Genomic DNA, 23,300 nt, shown 5'->3' with positions numbered 1-23,300 from the left:
CCCAGGGTGTTATTCCCGAATTCGACACGGCGGATCGCCGCCGCGCTCGGCGCGCTCGCCTTGCTGTCCGCCGCCGCCTGCGGCACGGGCGCGGAACCCACCGCGTCGGAAGGCATTCAGACGACGCAGCAGGCCACCCCGCCCGAGGACAGGTTGAACACCGACGCCACCGTCAACGTGCGCCTGACCCTGGAGCCGACCAGCCTCAATACCTTCACCACCGCGGGCACCGCACTCGATCAACTCCTGCTGGACAACGTGTATCAGGGGTTGGTGACCCTCGATACCGAGGCGGGCGACCGAATCGTGCCCGCGTTGGCCACCGCCTGGGAGCAGTCGCCGGACGGGTTGACCTACACCTTCCACCTGGCGCCGAACGCACGCTTCCACGACGGCTCGCCCCTGACCGCCGAGGACGCGGTCTGGTCGCTGCGCCAGCAGCTCGGCGCGTCCAAATCCGTGAAGGCCGAGGGATTCTCGTCGGTGGCCGAGGTATCCGCACCCGATCCGGCTACCGTCCGCATCACCCTGAAGGAGCGCGACACGCTGCTGCTGTGGCAGCTCACCCAGCGCGGCGGCATCGTCTACAAGCGCGGCACCGATTTCGCCGGACTCGACGGCGCGGAGAACGGCTCCGGTCCGTTCGCGCTGACCCAGTGGAATCGCGGCGCATCGATCACCCTGACCCGTCGCGCCGACTACTGGGGTGTGAAACCGAAGGTCGCCAAGGTGGTCTTCCACTACATCAAGGAGCCGAACTCGGCCAACAATGCCCAGCTCACAGGGCAGACCGATATCCAGGTCTCGGCCGATGCCACACTGTTGCAACCCTTCCTGGGCACCGACAAGTTCACCGTGCTGCGCGGCACCACCACCGACAAATTCACCCTCGCCTTCAATGGAACCCGCGCACCCTTCACCAATCCCGATGTGCGGCACGCCATTCGAAAGGCCATCGACAAGCAGGCGGTGATCAAGGCCTATGGATCGGCCGCGGCGATCGGCAGCGCCGTCGCACCGCAGGACCCGTGGTACGAGGATCTGACCGGTATCGACTCCTACGATCCGGAATCCGCCAGAAAGCTGTTGGCCGCAGCCGGATTCGGCACCGGACTGAAGCTGACCCTGGATGTGCCGAACATCTATCCCGTCGGTATCACCGATGTGCTGGTCTCCGATCTCAAGCAGGTCGGCGTGGAACTCACGGTGCGGCAGCTGGAATTCCCGGCCTGGCTGTCGAAGGTGTTCACCGACCGGGACTTCCAGCTCAGCCTGGTCGATCACGCCGAGGCCCGCGACCTGGACACCTACACCAAACCGGGCTACTACTTCGGCTACGACGCCCCGCAGGTCCGAGGGTGGTATACCGAGGCGCGCCGGGCCGCGAGCGACGCCGACCGCGACGCGCTGCTGAAGCAGCTCGCCCGGCGACTGTCCGAGGACGCGGCGGCCGACTGGCTGTTCCTGATGCGGACCAACACCGTGGTGCGCGCCGGGGTGTACGGGGTGCCGCACGCCGAAACCAGCAACCGGTTCGACCTGAGTCGGCTCGCGGTCGGGAAGTAGCGGCGTGACCTGGTTTCTTCTGCGTCGGGCCGGACTGTGCGCGGTCGCGGTGGCCGCCGCGAGCATCCTGGTCTTCGCGCTGCTGCGCCTGCTGCCCGGCGATGTGGCCACCACCATCGGCGGACAGCAGGCCGATCCGGTGCGCTTGGCCGCGCTGCGCGCTGATCTCGGTCTCGCGCGCCCACTGCCCGCCCAGTACCTGTCCTGGATCGGCGCCGTCCTGCACGGCGACTTCGGACACTCGCAGCTCAATGGCGGTTCGGTCGGGGCGGAACTGGCGCGCAAACTGACGGTGACCGCGCCGCTGGCCGCCGGATCGGTGCTGATCGCGCTGGTCGTGGCCGTTCCGCTGGGCGCGTGGGCCGCCACCCGATCCCGCAGCCCGGTGGGCGGTGCGCTGAACGCGCTGTCCCAGTTGGGAATCGCCATCCCGAGTCTGTGGTTGGCGCTGCTGCTGGTCCTGGTTTTCGCCGTACAGCTCGGTTGGCTTCCGGCGCAGGGCTTCCCGGTGGACGGGTGGGCGCAGCCGGGCGCAGCGCTGCGCAGCCTGGTGCTGCCGTGTCTGGCCCTCGGGCTGACCGAAGGCGCGGTCCTGCTGCGCTTCGTCCGCTCATCCGTGCTGGGCGTCCTGCGCTCGGACTTCCTGCGCACCGCCCGCGCCAAAGGTCTCACCCAGCGAAAGGCCCTGTTGCGACATGGATTTCGCAATGCGGCCGTCCCGGTGGTCTCGGTGCTCGGTCTGCAGGCGGCGGCCCTGCTGGTCGGCGCGGTGGTGATCGAACAGGTCTTCACGCTCCCCGGAGTCGGCAGCATGCTCGTCACCGATATCGGCAATCGGGACCTGATCAAAGTGCAGGGTGAGCTGCTGATCCTGGTCGCGGCGGTGCTGCTCATCGGCTTCGCGGTGGATATCGCGCACCGCCTGATCGATCCGCGCCTGCAGGAGTCGCGGTGAGATCGGTATTGCGCCGTCCCGGTGGCGTTTTCGGGGTGGGCGTCCTGGGGTCGCTGGTGGTCGCGGCGGTGGTTTCCCTGTGGTGGACGCCTTTCGATCCGCAGGTCACCGACGCGCGGGCGACCTGGTTGCTGCCCTTTCAAGGCGGGCATGTGCTCGGAACGGATCGAGTCGGACACGATCAGCTCAGCCAATTATTGGCGGGAAGCCGGGAAACCCTCATCGCCGCGGTGGGTTCGGCGGTGGTCGCCGCGTTCGTCGGATTGACACTCGCGCTGGCGGCGGTGCTTGCGCCGCGTCCGATGCGGGCGGTGGTGGTCCAGGCCATCGACGTGCTGATCGCCTTCCCGGCACTGGTGCTGGCCATGGTCCTCGCGGCCGTCTACGGCGGGTCACTGGCGACCGTGGTCGCGGCCGTCGGAATCAGCGCGGGGGTCGGGGTGGCGCGGGTCGCACGCGGTGAGCTGGCGCGGGTGCTCGGCGCGGACTATGTGCTGGCGGCGCGCGCGGCCGGAGCATCGACCGCCCGCATTGTGCGAAAGCACCTGCTGCCCGGTATCGCCGCGACATTGATCGTCCAACTCTCGCTGGTCATGGCATTGGCGGTGCTGACCGACGCCGCGCTCACCTACCTCGGCTACGGCGCAGCACCGTCGATGCCCTCGTGGGGCGGGCTGCTGCATACCCAGCAGGACTACATTCGCGTCCGGCCGCTGCTCGTGATCTGGCCCGGTCTGGCGGTCGCGCTCACCGTCTCGGCCTGCAATCTGCTCGGCGACGCCCTGCGCGACGCCACCGATCCGGGACTGCGTGGAGGCGCCCGATGACCCTGCTCGAAATCGAGGATCTCACCGTGCGTTTCGGCGCGACGACCGTGCTCGACGGCATCGACCTCACCCTCGACGCGGGGGAGCGGCTCGGCCTGATCGGCGGCTCCGGCTCCGGCAAATCCCTGACGCTGCTGACGATCCTGGGGCTGCTGCCCGAGAATGCCGTGGCGTCGGGCAGTATTCGCTTCGCCGGTCGTGAACTGCGCGGCTTGGGCGATCGACAACTGTCGGCGCTGCGCGGTGACCGCATCGGCATGGTATTCCAAGAGCCGCTCTCGGCATTGAATCCACTCATGCGCGTCGGCGCGCAGATCGGGGAACCACTGCGCCTGCATCGCGGACTCACCCGCAAACAGGCGAAGGCAGCGGCGATCTCGCTCGCCGAACGGGTCGGTCTGCCCGATCCGGAGCATCTGGTGCGCGCCTATCCGCATCAGCTCTCGGGCGGCCAGCGCCAGCGGGTGGGCATCGCCATGGCCATCGCCACCCGTCCGGCGCTCCTGCTCGCCGATGAGCCGACCACCGCCCTCGATGTCACCGTGCAGGCCGAGATCCTGGACCTGCTGGGCGATCTGGTGGCCGAGGAGGGGACGGCCCTGCTCTTCGTCACCCACGATATGGCGGTGCTGGCCAAGGTGGTGTCCAGGGTGATCGTGATGGGACAGGGCCGCGTCCTCGAATCCGGCTCTCTCGAAACACTTTTGCACGCGCCGGACCATCCCTACACACGAACGCTGTTGGATCTCGCCCGCGCGGCATCGTTTCGACGCACCGAAAGCGCGGTGGCACAGTGACACCGCTACTGGAGGCCGACACCCTCATCCGGTCCTATCGATTGCCGCGCCGCACCCTGCTCGGAGGTCCGCCCATACGACAAGCCGTCCGCGAGGTGAGTCTGCGCCTCCCCGAAGGCGCACGCCTCGGCATTGTCGGCGAATCCGGTTCCGGCAAATCGACGCTGCTGCGCCTGCTGCTGGCACTGGATCGCCCCGACTCCGGCACGATCCGATTCCGCGGCCGTCCCGTGCGGGGCCGCGACCTCCTCTGGTTCCGCCGCGAAGTCCAGGTCGTGCTGCAGGACCCGGCCACCGCGTTGAACCCGCACCGCACGATTCGCGACTCCCTCGCCGAACCCTTGGAATGCCTGCGCATTCCGGAGGAGCACGACGCCAGGATCGCCGAGATCCTCACCGCGGTCGGTCTGGAGCCCGAGGCGGCACACCGCTATCCGCACCAATTCTCCGGCGGCCAACGCCAGCGCATCGCCATCGCCCGCGCCCTGGCCCCGCGCCCGACCCTGCTCGTCGTGGACGAACCCTTCTCCGCCCTCGATACCGCCGTCCGCGGCCACATCATCGACCTGGTCCGCGACCTGCTGACGCACAACGGGCTCTCGCTGATCCTGGTCTCCCACGACCTCGGCGTGGTCCAGCAACTCTGCGATCAACTCCTGGTGCTGCGCGATGGCGTCGCCGTGGAACAGGGACCTGCGCGAACCGTCCTGGACAACCCCCAACATCCCTACACCGAATCCTTGCTGCGAGCGGTGCCGTCGTTGCCCTAGACAATCTCCGGACCGCCGCGGGGAATAATGTCGACCCCTCGGCCGTTGGCGAGGCGGTAGGAGATTGCAGGCAGCGGGGGTACACCCCGAAGATGCGCAGGTCAACGGTGGGATAGGCTTTGTCGGTCATGAAGGCGGCTTTTTCGGGTCCTGGTGCGGTGCCCCAGACGGTCTACCTCGATCATGCGGCCACCACTCCGATGTTGCCCGCCGCGATCGAGGCGATGATGGCTGTCCTGAGCAGCGCCGCGAACGCGTCCTCGCTGCACGGATCGGGGCGGGCCGCGCGTCGATTGCTGGAGGAGGCGCGCGAGTCGATCGCCGCGAACCTGGGGGCGCGACCCTCGGAGGTCATCTTCACCTCCGGCGGCACTGAGAGCGACAATCTCGCGGTCAAGGGGATCTTCTGGGCGCGCCGCGCCGCCGACCCGCGCCGGATCAGGATCGTCGCCAGCGCGGTCGAACACCACGCGGTGCTCGACGCGGTGCAGTGGCTCGAACAGCACGAGGGCGCGCAGGTCACCTGGCTTCCGGTGGACAGCGAGGGCCTCGTGGCCCCGAGGGTGCTGCGCGAGACACTGGCCGCGCACGCCGACGATATCGCGCTGGTCACCGTCATGTGGGCCAACAACGAGACGGGAACCATCCAGCCGATCGCCGAATTGGCCGCCGTGGCAGCCGAATTCGAGATCCCCATGCATAGCGACGCGGTCCAGGCCGCGGCCGCGCTACCGATCGACTTCGCGGCCAGCGGCCTGTCGGCGGTCAGCATCGCCGGACACAAGGTCGGCGGCCCGCACGGTATCGGCGCGCTGCTGCTGGGCAGACAGGTGCCCTGCGTACCGCTGCTGCACGGCGGCGGGCACGAGCGGGACCTGCGCTCGGGCACCTCGGACACCGCCGCCGCGGTCGGGTTGGCCGCCGCGCTGCGCGAGACCGCGGCCGACCTGCCCACCCACAGCGCCGTGCTGCGCGGCCTGCGCGACGCCCTGATCGACGGAGTCATGGCCGCCATCCCCGACGCGGTGCTCAGCGGCCCGCGCGACGAGCGCCGACTGCCGGGCAACGCGCACTTCACTTTTCCGGGTTGCGAAGGCGATTCGCTGCTCATGCTGCTGGACGCGGCGGGTATCGAATGCTCCACCGGATCGGCCTGCAATGCCGGGGTCGCCACACCGAGCCACGTGCTGATCGCCATGGGCGTTCCGGCCTGGCAGGCGCGCGGGTCGCTGCGATTCTCACTGGGACACACCTCGACCCGCGCCGATGTCGACGCGCTGCTGCGGGTGCTGCCCCAAGTCGTCGAACGGGCCATGGCCGCCGGGCTGGCCGGTGCGAAGGGAGGCATCTGATGCGGGTACTTGCCGCCATGAGCGGTGGGGTGGATTCGGCGGTCGCGGCCGCGCGGGCCGTGGACGCGGGACATGAGGTGGTCGGGGTGCACCTGGCGCTGTCCACCGCGCCGGGCACGCTGCGCACCGGATCGCGCGGATGCTGCTCCAAGGAGGACGCGGGCGACGCGCGCCGCGCCGCCGACGTGCTCGGAATCCCGTTCTACGTCTGGGATTTCGCGGACCGCTTCAAAGAGGACGTGATCGACGATTTCGTCGCCGCCTACGCGGCGGGCGAGACGCCCAACCCGTGCCTGCGCTGCAACGAGAAGATCAAGTTCTCCGCGCTGGCCGATCGCGCGGTGGCCCTCGGCTTCGACGCGGTGGTCACCGGTCACTACGCACGGTTGGAGCAGGGCGTGCTGCGCCGCGCGGTCGACGCCGACAAGGACCAGTCCTATGTGCTGGCCGTGCTCACGGCCGACCAACTGTCGCGGGCCATGTTCCCGGTCGGCGACACCCCGAAGCCGCAGATCAGGGCCGAGGCGGCCGAGCGCGGACTCGCCGTGGCCAACAAGCCCGACAGTCACGACATCTGCTTCATCCCCTCGGGCGACACCAGGGCCTTCCTGGGTGCGAAGATCGGCATCCGGCCCGGTGCGGTCGTCGATGCCGACGGCACCGAACTGGCCAAGCACGACGGAGTGCACGGATTCACCATCGGTCAGCGCAAGGGGCTCGGGCTGGCGGGTCCCGCCGCCGACGGCAAGCCGCGTTATGTCACCGGAATCGATCCGGACTCCGGCACCGTGCGGGTCGGCTCGGCCGCGGATCTGGAAGTGTGGACGGTGCGGGCCGAGCGAGCGATCTGGACCTCCGGCTCCGCTCCGGACGGACCGATCGAATGCGTCGCGCAGGTGCGCGCGCACGGCGGCTTGGCGCCCGCTACCGCGCGGGCCGTGGACGGTGGGCTCGAAGTGCGCCTGCGCGAACCGCTCACCGGTGTCGCGCGCGGGCAGGCCGTCGTCGTGTATCGGCCCGATGCGCTGGGCGACGAGGTCATCGGCAGCGGTACCATCACCGGAACCGATCGGGAACGCGTGGCGATCGCCTGAATTCTGATTCGTGAAGCTTGTTGCGCCGGTGCGATCCGGTCGGGAAGGTGGCGCAGTGAGCGAGCGCGTGCTGCGAGGCGGTATCGCGACGGGTGTCGGGTCCTGGCCCGGCGCCGATGCGCGGGAGGCCGCCGCCACCCTCATCGGCGAACTCGGTGATTTGCCGCACCTGGCGGAATTGCCCGGTCGCGGCGCCGGATCCGACCTCCTCGGTCGGGCCTCGGCGCTGCTGGTCGACCTGCGCTTCGACACCACCACGCGCGGCTACCGGCTGGCCGCGCGACCGGGCGCGGTGTCGCGGCGGGCGCACGATCTGCTTCGCACCGACCTCGACGCACTCGAAGAGGCTTGGGAGACAGCCGGTCTCGCCGGACATCCGGTGAAAATCCAAGCGGCAGGCCCGCTTACCCTCGCCGCCGAGGTCGAACTCCCCGGTGGACACCGGGTGCTCACCGATTCCGGTGCGGTGCGCGATCTTTCGGAGTCGCTCGCCGAGGGGCTGGCGCGGCATGCGGCGGAGGTGCGCAGGCGGCTCGGCGCGCAGGTCGTCGTGCAGTTGGACGAACCGTCGCTCAGCGCGGTGCTGGCGGGTTCGCTGCGCGGGGTGAGCGCACTCAACACGGTGCGCGCCGTACCGGAACCGGAGGCGCTGGCCGTCCTGGACACGGTGATTCGCGCCCAATCCGATCCGGTGCTCGTGCATACCTGCGCCGCACCGCCCGCGCTGCGTTTCCTGCGCGGAAGTGCGGCCGCCGCAGTGGGTTTCGATATCGCCGCCATCGGAACGGGCGACCTGGACGGCGTCGGCGAGACATTGGACGCGGGGAAACTGCTGGTGCTCGGGTTGGTCCCAACGACACCACCCGCCACCCCGCCCACCTGGCGCACGATCGCCGAACCCGGTGTGCGGCTTGTCGATCGGCTCGGCTTTCCGCGCGGCACCCTCGCGGAGTCGATCATGGTCAGTCCCGCCTGCGGTCTGGGCGCGGCGCCACTGTCTTGGGCGCGCAAGGCACTGGCCCTGAGCAAGGATGTGGCCCGCGCCTACGCCGAGGATCCGGAGTCGCTGGGCGGCGAATAAGGCCCGCCCGGTTCTACGTGCGGGAACATCGACAGACCTGTCGGTGCGCTCCGCTAATGTGCGTGCTTGTGAGTGACAGTGTCGAAGCCCCGACGCAGGAAATCGAAACCCGCCCGGCCACCCCGGAGCAGCGGGTGCGGTGGCATGAGCTGGCCGACGAGGTGCGCGAACATCAGTTCCGCTACTACGTGCTCGACGCCCCGATAATCGCCGACGGCGAGTTCGACACACTGCTGCGCGAGCTCCAATCCCTGGAGGACGCCCACCCCGACCTGCGCACCCCCGATTCGCCGACCCAGCTGGTCGGCGGCGGTTTCGCCACCGATTTGGTCCCGGTGGACCACCTCGAGCGCATGCTCTCGCTGGACAATGTGTTCGATTACGACGAGCTGCGCCAATGGGCGAGCCGCGTCGAGGCGGACGCGGGTTCGGACCTGCACTACCTGTGCGAGGTGAAGATCGACGGGGTCGCGCTCAACCTGGTCTACGAGCAGGGCCGCCTGGTGCGCGGCGCCACCAGGGGTGATGGGCGCACCGGGGAGGATGTCACCCTCAATGCCCGCACCATCGCCGACATTCCGGACGAACTCACCCCGAGCGCGGAATTCCCCATTCCGGAGGTGCTCGAGGTGCGCGGTGAGGTGTATTTCCGACTCGAGGATTTCGAATCGCTCAATGCCCACATCGTGGCCGAAGGCAAACCGCCGTATGCCAATCCGCGCAATACCGCGGCCGGTTCGCTACGGATGAAGGATCCGGCGGCCATCGCGCGCCGCGGGTTGCGCATGATCTGCCACGGTTTCGGTCGAATCGAGGGCTACACACCCGCGTCCCAGTACGAGGCGTACCGCGCGTTCGCGGCGTGGGGGTTGCCCGTCTCCGAGCACACGCGGCGGGTGCGGGGTATCGATGCCGTCATCGAGCGGGTCGCCTACTGGGGCGAGCACCGCCACGATATCGAGCACGAGATCGACGGTCAGGTCATCAAGGTCGACGAGGTGTCGCTGCAGCGGCGGCTCGGGTCCACCTCGCGCGCGCCGCGCTGGGCCATCGCCTACAAATACCCGCCCGAGGAGGCCACCACCGAACTCCTCGGCATCGAGGTGAATGTGGGCCGCACCGGCCGGGTCACACCGTTCGCGGTGATGGCCCCGGTCTCCATCGCCGGATCCACCGTCGCCCGCGCCACCCTGCACAATGCCTCCGAGGTCAAGCGCAAGGGCGTCCTGATCGGCGATACCGTCACCATTCGCAAGGCGGGCGATGTGATTCCCGAGGTGCTCGGTCCGGTGGTGGACGCGCGCACCGGCGCGGAACGCGAATTCATCATGCCCACCCACTGCCCCGAATGCGGCACCGAGTTGGCTCCGGAAAAGGAGAGCGACGCCGATATCCGCTGCCCCAACCAGCAGTTCTGCCCCGCGCAGTTGCGCGAGCGGGTCTTCCATGTGGCCGGGCGCGGCGCGTTCGATATCGAGGCGCTCGGTTGGGAGGCGGCCACGGCCCTGCTCGACGCGCGCGCCATCACCGACGAGGGCGACCTGTTCGACCTGGACGAGGCGCGGCTGCTCACGGTCCCGCTGTTCGCCAACAAAAAGGGCGACCTGTCCCAGAACGGCAAGCGTCTGCTGGAGAATCTGCGCGCGGCCACCGACCGCCCGCTGTGGCGGGTCCTCGTCGGTCTCTCCATCCGGCATGTCGGCCCCACCGCGGCCCGCGCGCTGGCCGCCGAATTCGCCGCCATGGACCGTATTCGCGCGGCCTCGCTCGAGGAGTTGGCCGCCACCGATGGCGTCGGCCAAACGATCGCCGCGGCGGTGGCCGAATGGTTCACCGTCGACTGGCACCGCGCGATCGTCGAGAAGTGGCGGGTCGCGGGCGTGCGGATGGTCGACGAACGCGACGAATCCATCGAGCGCAACCTGGAGGGTTTGTCCATCGTCGTCACCGGCTCGTTGCAGGGTTTCACCCGCGACGGCGCGAAGGAGGCGATCCTGATTCGCGGCGGCAAGGCGGCGGGTTCTGTCTCCAAGAAGACAGCGTTCGTCGTCATCGGCGACACTCCCGGCTCCAAAGCGGCCAAGGCCGAGGAGTTGGGCGTGCCGATCCTGGACGAGGCCGGTTTCCGGCTCCTGCTGGAACAGGGACCGGAGGCGGTCACACCCCCGCCGGCGGATACGGACTCGGTCGCGGCCGAATAGGACGACAGATCGCAGACCCCTTGACCTGAACCATTGTCGAGGTATGACCATCGACTGGTAGCGATTACCAGGAGGTATGTCATGGCTTCGACCGCCATTGTCACCGGTGCTTCGGCTGGACTCGGGCTGGCGCTGTCAAGGGAACTCGTGCGACGGGGATGGCACGTGATCGGCCTCGCTCGTCGAGCGGATCGACTGGAGCGGGTTCGTGCGGAGTTGGGGGCGCGCTTCATTGCCGTAACCGGTGATGTCGTCGAGCCGGGGGACCGGGCACGGCTGGCCGAAACCGCCTCGGCGGCAGGGCGACTCGATCTGCTGGTGAACAATGCCAGCAGGCTCGGCCCGAGCCCGATGCCTTCGCTCGACCGGTACCCGCTCGCCGAGTTGGAGGCGGTGTATCGGACGAATGTTGTCGCGCCACTGGCGATTCTGCAATCGACACTCGCGCTGCTGGTGGCCTCCGGCGGGGTGGTGGTGAATATCGGATCCGATGCCGCCATCGAGCCCTATCCGAACTGGGGCGGGTACGGTTCGTCCAAGGCCGCCTTGGATCAGCTCACCGCCATCCTCGGCGCGGAACATCCCGAAATCCCCTGCTACACCTTCGATCCCGGCGATATGCGCACGGAGATGCATCAGGCCGCCTTTCCCGGCGCGGATATCTCCGATCGTCCCGCGCCGGAGACGGTGGCGCCCGCGCTCTTGCGGCTGATCGACAATCGACCCAAGCGCGGCCGATACACCGTCGCCGATTTCGCGACGGAGGCGGTGCGGTGACTGTCCTGGTATCGGCGCGCACCTTCCATCTGCCGCCGGAGCGTTCCGCCACCGCACCACCCGAGGCGCGGGGTCTGGCTCGTGACGAGGTGCGGCTGCTCGTGACGGGCGGCGCCGAATCCAACAGAAATGAGCTGACCCACGCCGTCTTTCGGGAACTGCCCCGGCAGTTGCGGCCCGGCGACCTGGTGGTGGTGAACAATTCGGCCACCCTGGCGGCGGCGGTGGACGGTGTGCTCGACGGTGCACCGGTCGTGGTGCATTTCTCGACCCGACTCGAGGACGGGCGGTGGGCGATCGAGGTGCGACTGCCGCAGCAGCGACCGTATCCGGGCGAAAGTCTCCACGCGGATACCGTGATCGGGCTGCCGGGCGGCGCGCGAGCGACCCTGCGGGAACCGTGGCTGCCACCGGCTCGGCGATTGTGGATCGCCGATATCGATGTCGCGGTGCTCGGACTCTTGGCGGCGCATGGCCGTCCGATCACGTATTCCTATGTGCCGCAGCGTTGGTCGGCGGACTACTACGAGACGGTCTTCGGTCGTATCCCCGGCAGTGCCGAAATGCCGAGCGCGGCCCGGCCCTTCACACAGCGACTGGTACTGGATCTGATGACATCCGGTGTGGGGTTGGCGCCCATCACCCTGCATACCGGAGTGTCCTCCCCGGAGACGGGCGAGCCGCCGAGCCCGGAACGGTTCGCGGTGCCCGCCGCGACGGCGCGGCTGGTGAACGAGGCGCGCGCGGCGGGAGGACGGATCATCGCGGTGGGCACCACGGTGACCAGGGCGCTGGAGTCCGCCGCCGATCCGTCGGGCCGGGTCGAATCCGCTTCGGGGTGGACCGAACTCGTCCTCGGCGAACATCGCCCCGCCCGTGTGGTGGACGCGCTGATCACCGGCTGGCACGCGCCCGGCGCGTCACACCTGGATCTGCTGGTCGCCGTCGCGGGCGCCGACACCGTCGCCGCGGCCTATTCCTCGGCCCTGGACAACGGTTACCTCTGGCACGAATTCGGTGACAGCGCCCTACTTTTCGGGTGGACTAGTCGGAGTCGCTGACCTGCACCGTCGCGCCGGACTGTCCCTTGTATTCGAACTGGGCGCAGCGTCCGTTCTCCAATTCGACATGCCGCGCGACATATCGGGATCCGGTGATGTCCACGACGACCTTCACCGGACCCACCGAGCAGACCCGCGAAACCAGGCCGGGCGCGCTGTAACTGGCGACGCCCCTGCCCTGGCAGGTATTGGTCTCGTTCGACAGGAAGACCCGCGCCGTCCCATCCGGGCACGCCTCCGCCGCCGCCTCATGCCCCCCGACCACCGCGAAACCGAGACCGAGCGCCGCGACTACGCAACCTCGAACCAGACCCCGCCGAACCGCCACTCCCATCGCAACCATCCCTATCCGTAGCTCAGATCACGCCGCGATAACACCCGCGACGCGCCAGCATGGTAACCCGCTCACCCCAACATGTCCGCCCGAACGAGCGCGCTACTCGTCGAAAAGCAGATCGTCCACGGCGATATCGGTATCGGCGTAGCGCACTGGAATACGCTCACCCGGAAGGAATTTTCGAACAACCGCATAGCCGGAAACGCGAGGTTCGGTGTGCTCGTAAACGGCGTCCTTGGTGATGACCCAGTACACCGCGTAGCCGCCGCGAGCGTACAGCTTCGATTTGACATTCAAATCGGCGACAACCGTTTCATCGGAGATCTCGATGACCAGGGGCACGTCCTTCGAGTCCCAGACGTCGATTCGGGCGCCGATTTTGCCGATGGGCTCGGCGTTCGCCCGCACGATCCAGCAGTCGGGGTCCGGCAGTGATCCTGCGGTCGGCAGCGTGCCATTCGACTTGCGGAACCCTTTTCGCGGCAGGCATTCCGCGACCCGCAGTACGGCGAAGCCGTGCCACCCCCCGATCACCACCGTCCAAACCTCCCCCTCGATGAGTTCGACCCGGCCGTTGAACGCGCCTGCTGCCCATGCCCGAACGAACCCATCGGGGGTCCAGTGATACGTGGTCGGGACCTCGGTCATGCAGGAAGGCTACCGCGAGCGCCGCACCGTGACCAGTTCGTCCGATATCGCATTTCGGCCCCGGACTCGCCAGGATTGCAGGATGCTGCGGAGTTTTCAGGTGTCGAATCATCGGTCGTTGGCTGGGGCGCAGGAGTTGCGGGCGGGTAGGGGGAATGGGGTGGTCGCGGTGCCGGTGACGGCGGTGCACGGGGCGGCGGCGGCCGGGAAGACGAATTTGGTCGACGCGCTGGCCGGGATGCGGGCGGCGGTGCTGGAATCGGTCTCGGGATGGGATCCGTACGCGGGGCCGGTGCGGACGCCGCATCGCGGATTCCCGGATCGGCCTTCGGAATTCGTCGCGGACTTCGTGGCGGAAGGGGCGCCCTACACCTACGGGTTCCGGTTGGCGCAGGCCGAGGTGGCGGCCGAATGGCTCTACGCCCATCCTCGCGCGCGCAAGCGAATCGTGTTCGAGCGCAACGGGGATCAGGTGCGCGTCGGTCCGATGTTCGAGGCGGCCCGCTACGGTGTCGCGGCGGTGGCGCCGCTGGTGCGGCCCAACGCGCTGCTGCTCAGCCTCGCCGGTCAGTTGTACGCGGAGGCGCTGGCGCCCGCGTACCGGTGGTTCGAGTCGATGCTCGAGGTGCAGTACGGTCCGGTCGCGGCGGAGCAGGTGGCGCACCGGCTCGGCGCGCACCTGTCCAAATCACCGGAGAACGCGGCGCGGCTGCTCGTGCTGCTGCGCGCGTCGGGCCTGGGCATCGAGGATCTGCTGCTCGCCGAGCCGGATCCGAGATACGCAGACCACCTGCGCGAACTCGACGCCGATATCGCCGCGACCGGTGCACAACTCGACCTGTGCGCGAATTCGCCGGGTCACGCCGAACGCCTGCTGCGCGAGCACGGCGTCACCGAAGTGCTGCTCGACCGCGAGCTGACCAATCTGCGCGCCGCCCGCGACGCCCTGTACGCCCGCATGGTGGACCGACGCGGCGTCGGTCTGTCACTCGTGCACGCGGGCGTCGACGCCGCCTTCGATATCGCCGAGGAATCCACCGCGACCCTGTCGCTGCTGCGCCTGCTGCCCACCGTGCTCGATGCGCTGGACGGCGGGAAAGTGCTGGTCGTCGACGATATCGGCACACAGTTGCCCGTGGAGGAGACCGACCGTCTCATCCAACTGTTCCAGAACCCGCAGACCAATGCCCGCGGCGCGCAGTTGATCTTCACGACCGGGGATCGCGCGGTCATCGATCGGAGCAACGGTCGGTCCCCGCGCACCGCCACCGCCGTGTGGCGGATCAGGCGCGGCGATGGCGTGAGCGAACTCACCAGGGTGTGAGCGCCATACGATGGGGTCATGGTTCAGTTCGTGATGTTGCTGATCGTCGCCGGTGCGGTGACGGCCATGGTCGTCGCCTTCCTGCGCAGCCGCGGCAAACTCCCGCAGCGCGCGGCGCAGACCGGGACGCTCTACGTCACGGGGGTGAGTCCGCGTCCGGAGGGGGTCGGCGAACAGTTCGTCACCCTCACCGGCAACCTGACCGGGCCGAATGTGCCCGGCGCCGTCGTCTACGGTCGCTTCGTCTGGGGCGATGAACCATGGCCCGCCATCGGTGACCTGCTGAGGGTGGCCTACCCGGCCGGTAATCCGAACTCGTTCCAGATCGTCGGATCCGCCTGATCCGGACATCGGTTCGGCCGGCAGGATGGATCATCGTGGGTTCGAAGGATGGTTTGGTAGTCCGGGCGGCGCGGCCGGAGGATTATGCGGCGATCGGTGAGTTGACCGCTCGAGTTTATGTGGGTGAAGGGCATGTTCATCCCGACAGTTCGTATGTCGCCGAGTTGGCTGATACTTCGCGCCGGGCGACCCTCGCAGACATTTTGGTAGCCGAGTATGAAGGTCGGGTCGTCGGGTCGCTGACCGTTGCCCGTCCCGGTACCCCGTATGCGGAAGTCGCATTGCCCGGTGAGCTGGAGTTTCGCATGCTTGTCGTTTCGGAGTCTGCTCGAGGGCTTGGTGCGGGGACTGCTCTGGTGCGCAGTGTGATCGAGCGGGCTCGGTCGGAATCATTTGCGGGGGTGGCTATTACGACTATGACCACGATGACCGACGCTCGGCGGATCTATGACCGATTGGGGTTTGTTCGCGTGCCGGAACGGGATTGGTTCACCGACTCGGGGATGCGGTTGCCGGTGCTCCGGTTGGCGCTCGTCGAAGGTTAGGTTCTTCCGGTGTTTCGGTGGTCTTTGTCGCTGCGGGCGGTCGAGACGTAAACCGCCCGCATCCCACCGATCAACCCAGAACAGTCGCCACGATCCCCGCGAGATACCCCAGCCGCGCCACCTCGGACGGCCGGAAGTCCGGTCCGCCCGGTCGCCCGAGCATGAGAACCTTCCCGGTGTTGCCGAGTGGCGCGACAGCCAGTTTGGTGTCCATATCGCGCCAGATCTGCGGCACCCATTCGGCTTCGGGGTCGAGGACGGCGGGTTTCTCCAGCGGCATCCAGGGGGCTGAACCCGCCTGTGTCTCAGGCGCGCTCGGGCTGCCGACCACCCGGTACGCGCCCTGCGGTCCCATGTCGATGATGGTGCTCCAGCCGACGCGCAGCACCCTGGGCGCACCGTCGACGAGGACCTGGAGTCGGTCGTCGCGGGCGCTGGCCACCTGGTCGATGAGTTCGAGTTCGCGGTGGGTGTCCAGGACCCCGGAGTAGGGGCGGATGGAGTCGACGCGGACGTCACTGATGGATTCGGCGGCGGTGATGAGCGTATCGGGCAGCGCGTTGGGCGGAACCTCGACAACAAGGTCGTCGACGGCGAATCCGGCGCCGCGCTCGACCACGTCCAACGATAGGATGTCCGCGCCCACCGAACCCAGGGCGACGGCGAGTGCGCCGAGGCTTCCCGGTCGATCCGGAAGTTGCACGCGGAGCAGGAATGACACGTGCGTTTCCCTTTCCTTGAGCGGCCGAGACTGTGAACGGATACCCCGGTCACGCAATACTTACACCCCCGAGCCCCCGTTATCGACCCCAAGCCCGCCCAGTGAGCAATGCCACTGTGCTATCAACCCAGTAGGCGGCGTGTCGACCCGGCGGTGAATCCGTGTCGCGCGGCAGGCCGCGGTGGTGTCGGGCGGCAGGCCGCAGTGGTGTCGGGCGGCAAGCCGCAGTGGTACTGGCGAATCCGGGCGCGGACGGTGGGGCTAGGGTGGTCGATGGCCGATTCTCCAAGCTCAACTGCCGAAAGGGGTCCCGCGGTGCCCGCCATCTCCCGCGACGAGGTCGCACACCTCGCCCGGTTGTCCAGGCTCGCGCTGTCCGAGTCCGAACTCGATCAGTTCGCCGGTCAGCTGGATTCGATTTTGAATCACGTGCGGACCATTTCCGAGGTCGCGGCCGCCGATGTGCCGGCCACCGCGTCGCCGAATCCGACGACGAATGTGACCCGCCCCGATGTGGTGACGCCGGGCCTGACGCCGGAGCAGGCGCTTTCGGGCGCGCCCGCGGTCGAGGAACAGCGGTTCATGGTTCCGCAGATCTTGGGAGAGGGCGAATGAGTACCGCATCGCATCGTGATTCCGTGGGGGGCGGCGGTCGTGGGCCGGAGCTGACGAAACTTTCCGCCGCGGAGCTGGCGGAGAAAATCCACGGCCGCGAGGTGTCGGCGGTGGAGGTCACGCGGGCGCATCTGGATCGGATCGCCGCTGTCGACGGTGAGTACCACGCCTTCCTGCATGTGGCGGGGGAGCGGGCGCTCGCGGCGGCGGGCGAGGTGGATGCCGCGCTGTCCGCCGGGGAGCGGCCCGCGTCGGCGCTGGCGGGAGTTCCGTTGGCGCTCAAGGATGTTTTCACCACCACGGATATGCCGACGACCTGTGCGTCGAAGATTCTGGAGGGGTGGATCTCCCCGTATGACGCCACGCTCACCGAGCGGTTGCGGCGCGCGGGTATCCCGATTCTGGGCAAGACGAATATGGACGAGTTCGCGATGGGCTCGTCCACCGAGAACTCGGCGTACGGTCCGACCCGAAACCCGTGGGATACCAGTCGAATTCCGGGTGGTTCCGGTGGTGGTTCGGCTGCGGCGCTGGCCTCCTATCAGGCTCCGTTGGCGATCGGCACCGATACCGGTGGTTCGATCCGTCAGCCCGCCTCGGTGACGGGCACGGTCGGCGCCAAGCCCACCTATGGCACGGTTTCCCGCTACGGCCTGGTGGCTTGTGCCTCCTCGTTGGATCAGGGTGGCCCGTGTGGGCGCACCGTGTTGGATACGGCGCTGCTGCACGAGGTGATCGCGGGTCACGATCCGCGTGATTCGACGTCGCGGAATGTGCCGGTGCCGCCGGTGGTCGCGGCGGCGCGCGAGGGTGCGCGCGGCGATCTGAGCGGTGTGAAAGTCGGTGTGGTGAAGGAACTTCACTCCGACAGCTACCAGCCGGGTGTGATCGCCTCCTTCGACGAGGCGGTCGCGGTGCTCACCAAGTTGGGCGCGGAGGTGGTCGAGGTGTCGTGTCCGCACTTCGAGTACGCGTTGGCCGCCTACTACCTGATCATGCCCAGTGAGGTGTCCTCGAACCTGGCCCGGTTCGATGCGATGCGCTACGGCCTGCGGGTCGGTGACGACGGTCGCCACAGCGCCGAGCAGGTCATGGCGCAGACGCGCGAGGCCGGGTTCGGTCCGGAGGTCAAGCGCCGCATCATGCTCGGCACCTACGCCTTGTCGGCGGGCTACTACGACGAGTTCTACGGTCAGGCGCTGAAGGTGCGCACCCTGATCCAGCGCGATTACGACCGTGCCTACGAGCAGGTGGATGTGCTGGTCGCGCCGACCAGTCCGTTCACGGCGTGGAAGCTGGGCGAGAAGGTGGACGACCCGCTGGCCATGTACCTGTCGGATCTGTGCACGCTGCCGAGCAATCTGGCCGGTCATCCGGGTATCTCGGTGCCGTCGGGGCTCAGCAAGGACGACGGTATGCCGGTCGGGTTCCAGATCATGGCGCCCGCGCTGGCCGATGACCGGCTCTACCGGGTGGCGGCGGCCTACGAGGCGGCGCGGGGTCCGATCGCTTGATTTCGTCGGCCCCGCGTTGGGGGCGCGGGGCCGCGAAATCCGTTCAGGCGGTGTGGATTCGCTTGGCTTGCTCTTCGAGTCCCGTGGTCATGGCCGCGAATCCGGCGCGCAGCGCGCCGCCGAGCAGTCCGGTCACGATGGGTTGGAGCCAGCCTTTGATCTCGAAGTGTGATTCGTAGCGTGATCGGTTCGGGCCGAGTTCGGTGACGGTTTGTTGGCGCAGGCTGCGCAGCGCGCCGAGCGGGACCGGTTTCATCGAGTAGCTGAATTCCCGGTCGGGTGTGTGGGTGCGCATCCATTCGCGCTGTCTGCGGGCGCGCGGGCCGATTTGGGCGACCATATCGATGGGTGTGCCGGGCTCGAGCGTGGTGCGGCATTCGCGGCAGAAGGTGTTCCACTCGCCGTACCGGGGGAAATCGGTGAGTGCCCGCCAGAGCACGGTGGCGGGCACGTCGATGTCGAAGCTCGCGTCGATCACAAAGGCCATCTCAGCAAACTAGAACAAGTTTCACTGAGGGGCCAGTCGGCACGCGCCGAGCGCGGTGCCCTGATCGTCGCCGTAGCGGTGGCCATGTCCCGAGGGCGCGTCGAGTGCGCCGAGCAGATCGGCCGTGGTCTGCAGGAAGCCGACTATCGGCAGCCATCCCGGAATCGGAGCGTCGGCGCGGACACCGGTGAGATCCGGTGCGTGCCAAAGTAATCCGGGCGACCAGCGAACCACCGGGTCCGAGGCATTGGCCAGCACGGTGGCCCGCGGCCCCCGATGCGCGGCATTCGCGGGCGCACCCGCCCACAGCACCGCGCAGGTGCGGTTGGCCTGGTCCGCTTCGTCGGCGAAGATGGCGCTGCCGCCGAGCGCGCCCAAGCTCTGTCCGTAGACATAGAGTTCGGGTTTGTGCGCCATTGTGGCGATCTTGCGTTCCACCGCGGTGAACAGCGCCCGCGCCGAACGGATGGCGTCCTGGCGGCCGAACAGGAAGGTCACCCAACTGGGCGCGTAGGAGTACTGGAGACCGACCAGTGCCGCGTCATCGCCGAAGCGGCGCTGAAGTCCCTCCACGGCATTGGCATCGATCCAGCCCGAACCGGTCGGGACCACCACCACGAGGTGGGATCGGGTCAGGCCACCGGTCCGCTCCAATTCGCCGATGGCCAATTCGACTCGGGAATTCAGGTCACGGGCCGAGTCCAGTCCGACATAGACGCGGACCTGACCCGGATCACGGGGTGCGACAACGCGTTCGGTGGTGACGAATTTGCGTCCCTCCGCGCCCAGTGAGGGCCAGCTGACCATGGAGTCGGCGCTACCGGAACGATTCTCCGAAATCGGTTGGGTCACTGCGGGATCGATCTGGGCATTGGCGGCGGCGTAGGTCTCGCGCCGCCACTCGGCCACCGACGGGATACCGACGAGAGAGAGCATGGACCCCGCGACCACACTCACCGCCGTACCCCGCAACCACCCCAATCTCCGCAGCGCCCAACCGATGCCGCGGGCCAGTGCCAGGACCGCGACGATGATCAGCGCCGAACCCACTCCCCACCGCACCCAGTGCTCGGGGCCGATCCGAGCCACGCCCATGGCCGAGCGCAGTGTGTTCTGCCAGTGCTGGGCCAGGGCGATCGCGGCCAGGACAAGCGGCGCGGTCACCAGGAGGGCGGGTATCCGCCAGCGGTGCAAGCGGGTGTCGACATCGATATCCACCCGGCGCAACACGAATCGCACCAGCCCGGCGATCGCGAGGGCGATGATGGCCAACAGACCGGTGAGCACCGCTTGCGCGCCAGGGGTGCGGGGTAGGAGTCCGGGGGCGAGCGAGACCAGCGTGCCGATCCCGATCGCGACTGTGGTGCCGACGCGTGGAAGTGTGTTCTTCCTCATGCGACCGACTCGCGATACCGCCGCAGCGTCGTGATGATCAGGCGCAGCATCACGAGCAATCCCACGATTCCCCCGCCCACGATCGCGAACAGCGGCACCATGGTCGTGGGATCGGTGCCGGAGATCTCGGTGCCGAAGAACTTCTCGACCACCGGAACGCCGTAGTCCTGACGCGCCGAATTCAGGTCGACCGCGATATTGGCGACGGTCGCCATCGCCTCGCATCCCGCCCGGTCGGTGCGATCGGCGCGTCCCGAGCAGGAGTCGTGCATGCGTCGAGCCAGTGCGGCATCCACCGCCTGTCTGGCCCACGGGCCGAGCGGCTCACCGCGCGATCCGGCGTAGCGCAGCAGGTCGTAACCGAGATCGTGGGCTTTGCACGCGGTATCGAATTCGGCGGGCAGCGGGATCGGCGAGGAGCAGTCACCCTTGGGATTGACCAGCAGCCCGGCTTCGACGTCGGGCGTATAGCCGAAGTCGGCGGCGAAATCCGCGGGAATGGGGGCGGCGATGGCGGCGTCGTCGGCGGTGAGGGCGGCGATGGCCGCGCCCGCCCCGACGTTCTCCGGCGTACTCGTGGTGGCGGCCTGCGCCTGGGGGAGGAAGGTGAAGGTGGCCGCCATGGTGGTCAACATGGCCGCGGTGAGTGCGGCCGCCCGTCGCCGAGGGCGGCGCGGTGCCGCATGCCGTGCCGTCGATGTGCTCATGGGCCAAAACGTTAAGAATCGCGCACCCGATTCCACTTCCCGCTGCGGTGCGGTTTCGATGGCGTGCCGACGAGGGAGGGACCTACCCGATCCGATACCGCGGTACCGGTCGCGAATTCACCCGTGGGTATGAGGACTGGCCGACCGTCGGGTTTCTAATGTCATAACCATGACAAAGAGGCGTGCGCGGAAGAAGGCCGAACGGGAGGCGGCGCGGATCGCGAAGGAGACGGAGCGGCTGCGCGCCGAGGAGCGCCGAAAGGCCAGGCCCGGCCTGTTCCGGCGGTTGGGTACGCAGCGCAATTTCGATATCTTCACCGTCTTCGCCTCGACGGTGCTGTTCATCGTGGCCTGGGCCACCTTGCACGTCACCCACGATGTGCCCGCAGCGGTGCAGCCGTTCTTCGGTGCGCTGGCCGCGCTGCCGGTGCTGCTGGTGCGGGTCAACCCGGCGCTGGGCTGGGCGATCTCGGCGGGCGCCGCCCTGGTCATCAAGTTGGCCGTCCCGAATACACCGGGCAATGAGCTGCCCTTCCAGGTGGTGCACATCATCGCCCTGTTCGTGCTGCTGTTCGCGGTGGGTGTGCGCGCCGCGCCGCGCATCGTCGGTCTGATCTGGGTCGCCACCTCGCTGCTGATGGGTGCGGCCATGAGTGGCACCGCGGCCTGGACCTGGCCCATCGCGCTGGCGGCGGTCGTGCTGTTCGGCCTGATGATCCGCTGGCTGATCCATTCGCGCAGGCAGTTGCAGCGCCAGGAGGAGGAGAACGAGGTCGAGCGGGCGCGGCGCACCATCCTGGAGGAGAAGGCGCGTATCGCCCGCGACCTGCACGATGTGGTTGCCCACCACATGTCGCTGGTGGTGGTGCAGGCGCAGACCGCGCCGTACCGGGTCGAGGGGGTGACACCGGCCGCCCGCGCCGAATTCGAATCCATCGGCGCGACCGCGCGCGAGGCGCTCAACGAGATCCGCGGCATGCTCGGCGTGCTGCGCAGCGACGGGCAGATGCCCGAGCACACGCCGCAACCGAAGGCCACCGATGTCCTGGGACTGTTCGACGGGGCCAAGCGCGCGGGCGTCGAGATCACCTGGGCGGTGGACGGCCCACTCGACGCGGTCCCGGATACGGCGGGGCTGGCGGTGTACCGGATCGTGCAGGAATCGCTGTCCAACGCCTCGCGGCACGCACCGGGCGCGGCGGTTCATGTGCATATCGTCGTCGCCCCCGACCTGCTGCTGACCGTCATCAACGGCCCCGGCGCGACACCGGCCAAACTCATCGGCAATGGTGGGCACGGTTTGGCGGGTATGCGGGCGCGCGCGGTCGCGGTCGGCGGCGAGGTCACCGCGACCCCGCGCCCCGACGGCGGCTTCGAGGTGCGGGCTCGGCTGCCACTGCATTTGAGCGCGGAGGCGGTGCTCGCGGCCACAGCCGCGGGCGACTGATCAAATACACTCGGTGCGTGGCAATTACGGTGTTGATAGCCGATGACCAGGCGATGGTGCGCCAGGGCTTCGGCGCCCTGCTCGCCGCCCAGACCGATATCAGCGTGGTGGGCGACGCGCCGGACGGCAAGGTGGCGGTGGCGGAGGCCAAGCGGCTGCGCCCCGATGTGGTGCTGATGGATGTGCGCATGCCCGAGATGAACGGTCTCGACGCGGCGCGGGCCATCCTGTCGGCGGGATTCGATCCGCCGGTGCGGGTGCTCATGCTGACGACCTTCGATATCGACGACTACGTCTACGAGGCGTTGAGTCTGGGTGCGAGCGGGTTCCTGCTCAAGGACGCCCCGGCCGAGGAGTTGGTGCGCGCGGTGCGGGTGGTGGCCGATGGTCAGGCGCTGCTGGCCCCGACCGTCACCCGCAGGCTCATCGCCGATGTCACCCGCAGGCGGGCCGCCTCCCGCGCCAAACCCGCGCCCGCGCTCGGCGCGCTCACCCCGCGCGAACGCGAGGTGCTGGAATTGATCGCCAAGGGGATGTCCAATACCGAGATCGCGGCATCACTGTTCGTGGCCGAGCAGACCGTGAAAACCCATGTGTCCAAGGTGTTCTCGAAGCTGAACCTGCGTGATCGGGCCCAGGCGGTGGTGTTGGCCTACGAATCGGGATTGGTTACGCCGGGTTAGCGGTGACAGCCGCTCCGGCTCGATGGTCACGGCCGTTCCGGCTCAGTGGTAACG

General features: G+C 68.3%; 24 protein-coding genes. 18 read left to right on the top strand and 6 right to left on the bottom strand.

Annotated features, from left to right (window positions below):
* Positions 1-6: 6 nt before the first annotated feature.
* The 11 genes from D5S18_RS16680 to D5S18_RS16630 all read left to right on the top strand — a co-directional run bounded on the left by D5S18_RS16680 (position 7) and on the right by D5S18_RS16630 (position 12,481).
* Positions 7-1,566, top strand: a complete 1,560-nt coding sequence (locus D5S18_RS16680; RefSeq protein WP_239003810.1) for an ABC transporter substrate-binding protein — start codon at positions 7-9, stop codon at positions 1,564-1,566.
* A 4-nt stretch (positions 1,567-1,570) separates the two neighbouring features.
* The gene (locus D5S18_RS16675) at positions 1,571-2,521 is read left to right on the top strand and encodes an ABC transporter permease (RefSeq protein ID WP_120041901.1); all 951 of its coding nucleotides are present in this window, start codon (positions 1,571-1,573) and stop codon (positions 2,519-2,521) included.
* A complete protein-coding gene (locus D5S18_RS16670) occupies positions 2,518-3,348 on the top strand; it encodes an ABC transporter permease (protein ID WP_120041900.1) in 831 nt (276 codons plus the stop codon). The genes D5S18_RS16675 and D5S18_RS16670 overlap by 4 nt, the downstream gene beginning before the upstream one ends.
* Positions 3,345-4,145: an ATP-binding cassette domain-containing protein gene (locus tag D5S18_RS16665; RefSeq protein ID WP_120041899.1), complete on the top strand. Its 801-nt coding sequence runs from the start codon at positions 3,345-3,347 to the stop codon at positions 4,143-4,145. The genes D5S18_RS16670 and D5S18_RS16665 overlap by 4 nt, the downstream gene beginning before the upstream one ends.
* Positions 4,142-4,915 carry an ABC transporter ATP-binding protein gene (locus tag D5S18_RS16660; RefSeq protein ID WP_120041898.1) on the top strand — a complete coding sequence of 258 codons (774 nt, stop codon included), beginning with the start codon at positions 4,142-4,144 and terminating at the stop codon, positions 4,913-4,915. The genes D5S18_RS16665 and D5S18_RS16660 overlap by 4 nt, the downstream gene beginning before the upstream one ends.
* 128 nt (positions 4,916-5,043) lie before the next feature.
* Positions 5,044-6,267 carry a cysteine desulfurase family protein gene (locus D5S18_RS16655; RefSeq protein WP_120041897.1) on the top strand — a complete coding sequence of 408 codons (1,224 nt, stop codon included), beginning with the start codon at positions 5,044-5,046 and terminating at the stop codon, positions 6,265-6,267.
* Positions 6,267-7,361, top strand: coding sequence for a tRNA 2-thiouridine(34) synthase MnmA (gene mnmA, locus D5S18_RS16650; protein WP_120041896.1), 1,095 nt, complete (start codon positions 6,267-6,269; stop codon positions 7,359-7,361). The genes D5S18_RS16655 and mnmA overlap by 1 nt, the downstream gene beginning before the upstream one ends.
* Before the next feature lie 55 nt (positions 7,362-7,416).
* On the top strand, positions 7,417-8,442 hold the full coding sequence (locus D5S18_RS16645; protein WP_120041895.1) for a methionine synthase: 1,026 nt from the start codon (positions 7,417-7,419) through the stop codon (positions 8,440-8,442).
* Between the two features lie 68 nt (positions 8,443-8,510).
* Entirely contained in the window at positions 8,511-10,643 is a 2,133-nt protein-coding gene (ligA, locus tag D5S18_RS16640; protein WP_439651133.1) for an NAD-dependent DNA ligase LigA, read from the top strand.
* A gap of 81 nt (positions 10,644-10,724) precedes the next feature.
* Positions 10,725-11,420 carry an SDR family NAD(P)-dependent oxidoreductase gene (locus D5S18_RS16635; RefSeq protein WP_120041893.1) on the top strand — a complete coding sequence of 232 codons (696 nt, stop codon included), beginning with the start codon at positions 10,725-10,727 and terminating at the stop codon, positions 11,418-11,420.
* Positions 11,417-12,481 carry an S-adenosylmethionine:tRNA ribosyltransferase-isomerase gene (locus D5S18_RS16630; protein ID WP_120041892.1) on the top strand — a complete coding sequence of 355 codons (1,065 nt, stop codon included), beginning with the start codon at positions 11,417-11,419 and terminating at the stop codon, positions 12,479-12,481. Before D5S18_RS16635 ends, D5S18_RS16630 begins: the two co-directional genes overlap by 4 nt.
* Here the strand turns inward: D5S18_RS16630 and D5S18_RS16625 are convergent.
* A complete protein-coding gene (locus D5S18_RS16625) occupies positions 12,465-12,815 on the bottom strand; it encodes a hypothetical protein (protein ID WP_120041891.1) in 351 nt (116 codons plus the stop codon). The two genes, D5S18_RS16630 and D5S18_RS16625, sit on opposite strands and share 17 nt — an antisense overlap.
* Positions 12,816-12,917: 102 nt before the next feature.
* A complete protein-coding gene (locus D5S18_RS16620; RefSeq protein ID WP_120041890.1) occupies positions 12,918-13,466 on the bottom strand; it encodes a Uma2 family endonuclease in 549 nt (182 codons plus the stop codon).
* Positions 13,467-13,566: 100 nt separating this feature from the next.
* On the opposite strand from D5S18_RS16620, the gene D5S18_RS16615 reads away from it, so the two are divergent.
* The 3 genes from D5S18_RS16615 to D5S18_RS16605 are packed head-to-tail and all read left to right on the top strand — an operon-like array spanning position 13,567 to position 15,677.
* Positions 13,567-14,790 (top strand): AAA family ATPase, encoded by a 1,224-nt coding sequence (locus D5S18_RS16615; RefSeq protein ID WP_239003809.1) that lies wholly within the window; start codon positions 13,567-13,569, stop codon positions 14,788-14,790.
* Between the two features lie 18 nt (positions 14,791-14,808).
* Positions 14,809-15,132: a hypothetical protein gene (locus D5S18_RS16610; RefSeq protein WP_120041889.1), complete on the top strand. Its 324-nt coding sequence runs from the start codon at positions 14,809-14,811 to the stop codon at positions 15,130-15,132.
* Positions 15,133-15,167: 35 nt separating this feature from the next.
* The gene (locus D5S18_RS16605) at positions 15,168-15,677 is read left to right on the top strand and encodes a GNAT family N-acetyltransferase (protein ID WP_120041888.1); all 510 of its coding nucleotides are present in this window, start codon (positions 15,168-15,170) and stop codon (positions 15,675-15,677) included.
* 70 nt (positions 15,678-15,747) lie between these two features.
* On the opposite strand, the gene D5S18_RS16600 is transcribed toward D5S18_RS16605, so the two are convergent.
* Entirely contained in the window at positions 15,748-16,398 is a 651-nt protein-coding gene (locus tag D5S18_RS16600) for an ACT domain-containing protein (RefSeq protein WP_120041887.1), read from the bottom strand.
* A 315-nt stretch (positions 16,399-16,713) separates the two neighbouring features.
* Here D5S18_RS16600 and gatC point away from each other — a divergent pair, with 315 nt between their 5' ends.
* Positions 16,714-17,013 carry an Asp-tRNA(Asn)/Glu-tRNA(Gln) amidotransferase subunit GatC gene (gene gatC, locus D5S18_RS16595; RefSeq protein WP_120041886.1) on the top strand — a complete coding sequence of 100 codons (300 nt, stop codon included), beginning with the start codon at positions 16,714-16,716 and terminating at the stop codon, positions 17,011-17,013.
* Complete coding sequence (gene gatA / locus D5S18_RS16590; protein WP_120041885.1) at positions 17,010-18,527, top strand: Asp-tRNA(Asn)/Glu-tRNA(Gln) amidotransferase subunit GatA; 1,518 nt, start codon at positions 17,010-17,012, stop codon at positions 18,525-18,527. Before gatC ends, gatA begins: the two co-directional genes overlap by 4 nt.
* A 43-nt stretch (positions 18,528-18,570) precedes the next feature.
* On the opposite strand, the gene D5S18_RS16585 is transcribed toward gatA, so the two are convergent.
* The 3 genes from D5S18_RS16585 to D5S18_RS16575 are packed head-to-tail and all read right to left on the bottom strand — an operon-like array spanning position 18,571 to position 21,116.
* A complete protein-coding gene (locus tag D5S18_RS16585; RefSeq protein ID WP_120041884.1) occupies positions 18,571-19,014 on the bottom strand; it encodes an SRPBCC domain-containing protein in 444 nt (147 codons plus the stop codon).
* A 21-nt stretch (positions 19,015-19,035) separates the two neighbouring features.
* Positions 19,036-20,409, bottom strand: a complete 1,374-nt coding sequence (locus tag D5S18_RS16580) for an alpha/beta-hydrolase family protein (RefSeq protein ID WP_120041883.1) — start codon at positions 20,407-20,409, stop codon at positions 19,036-19,038.
* The gene (locus tag D5S18_RS16575; RefSeq protein ID WP_439651132.1) at positions 20,406-21,116 is read right to left on the bottom strand and encodes a hypothetical protein; all 711 of its coding nucleotides are present in this window, start codon (positions 21,114-21,116) and stop codon (positions 20,406-20,408) included. The genes D5S18_RS16580 and D5S18_RS16575 overlap by 4 nt, the downstream gene beginning before the upstream one ends.
* Before the next feature lie 169 nt (positions 21,117-21,285).
* Between D5S18_RS16575 and D5S18_RS16570 the strand changes: the two genes are divergently transcribed.
* Positions 21,286-22,563 carry a sensor histidine kinase gene (locus D5S18_RS16570; RefSeq protein ID WP_120041881.1) on the top strand — a complete coding sequence of 426 codons (1,278 nt, stop codon included), beginning with the start codon at positions 21,286-21,288 and terminating at the stop codon, positions 22,561-22,563.
* A gap of 17 nt (positions 22,564-22,580) precedes the next feature.
* The gene (locus D5S18_RS16565) at positions 22,581-23,246 is read left to right on the top strand and encodes a response regulator (protein WP_120041880.1); all 666 of its coding nucleotides are present in this window, start codon (positions 22,581-22,583) and stop codon (positions 23,244-23,246) included.
* Positions 23,247-23,300 lie beyond the last annotated feature (54 nt).

It is taken from the genome of Nocardia panacis (assembly GCF_003598715.1).
GTDB classification, from domain to species: Bacteria; Actinomycetota; Actinomycetes; order Mycobacteriales; family Mycobacteriaceae; genus Nocardia; species Nocardia panacis.
This window is presented reverse-complemented; position numbering and strand designations above follow the sequence as displayed.

Coding starts and splice junctions, on each gene's coding strand:
- D5S18_RS16580 (WP_120041883.1), bottom strand. CDS start 20,409: ATGAGGAAGAACACACTTCCACGCGTCGGCACCACAGTCGCGATCGGG.
- D5S18_RS16665 (WP_120041899.1), top strand. CDS start 3,345: ATGACCCTGCTCGAAATCGAGGATCTCACCGTGCGTTTCGGCGCGACG.
- D5S18_RS16635 (WP_120041893.1), top strand. CDS start 10,725: ATGGCTTCGACCGCCATTGTCACCGGTGCTTCGGCTGGACTCGGGCTG.
- D5S18_RS16610 (WP_120041889.1), top strand. CDS start 14,809: ATGGTTCAGTTCGTGATGTTGCTGATCGTCGCCGGTGCGGTGACGGCC.
- D5S18_RS16575 (WP_439651132.1), bottom strand. CDS start 21,116: ATGAGCACATCGACGGCACGGCATGCGGCACCGCGCCGCCCTCGGCGA.
- mnmA (WP_120041896.1), top strand. CDS start 6,267: ATGCGGGTACTTGCCGCCATGAGCGGTGGGGTGGATTCGGCGGTCGCG.
- D5S18_RS16655 (WP_120041897.1), top strand. CDS start 5,044: ATGAAGGCGGCTTTTTCGGGTCCTGGTGCGGTGCCCCAGACGGTCTAC.
- D5S18_RS16625 (WP_120041891.1), bottom strand. CDS start 12,815: ATGGGAGTGGCGGTTCGGCGGGGTCTGGTTCGAGGTTGCGTAGTCGCG.
- D5S18_RS16620 (WP_120041890.1), bottom strand. CDS start 13,466: ATGACCGAGGTCCCGACCACGTATCACTGGACCCCCGATGGGTTCGTT.
- D5S18_RS16570 (WP_120041881.1), top strand. CDS start 21,286: ATGACAAAGAGGCGTGCGCGGAAGAAGGCCGAACGGGAGGCGGCGCGG.
- D5S18_RS16585 (WP_120041884.1), bottom strand. CDS start 19,014: ATGGCCTTTGTGATCGACGCGAGCTTCGACATCGACGTGCCCGCCACC.
- gatA (WP_120041885.1), top strand. CDS start 17,010: ATGAGTACCGCATCGCATCGTGATTCCGTGGGGGGCGGCGGTCGTGGG.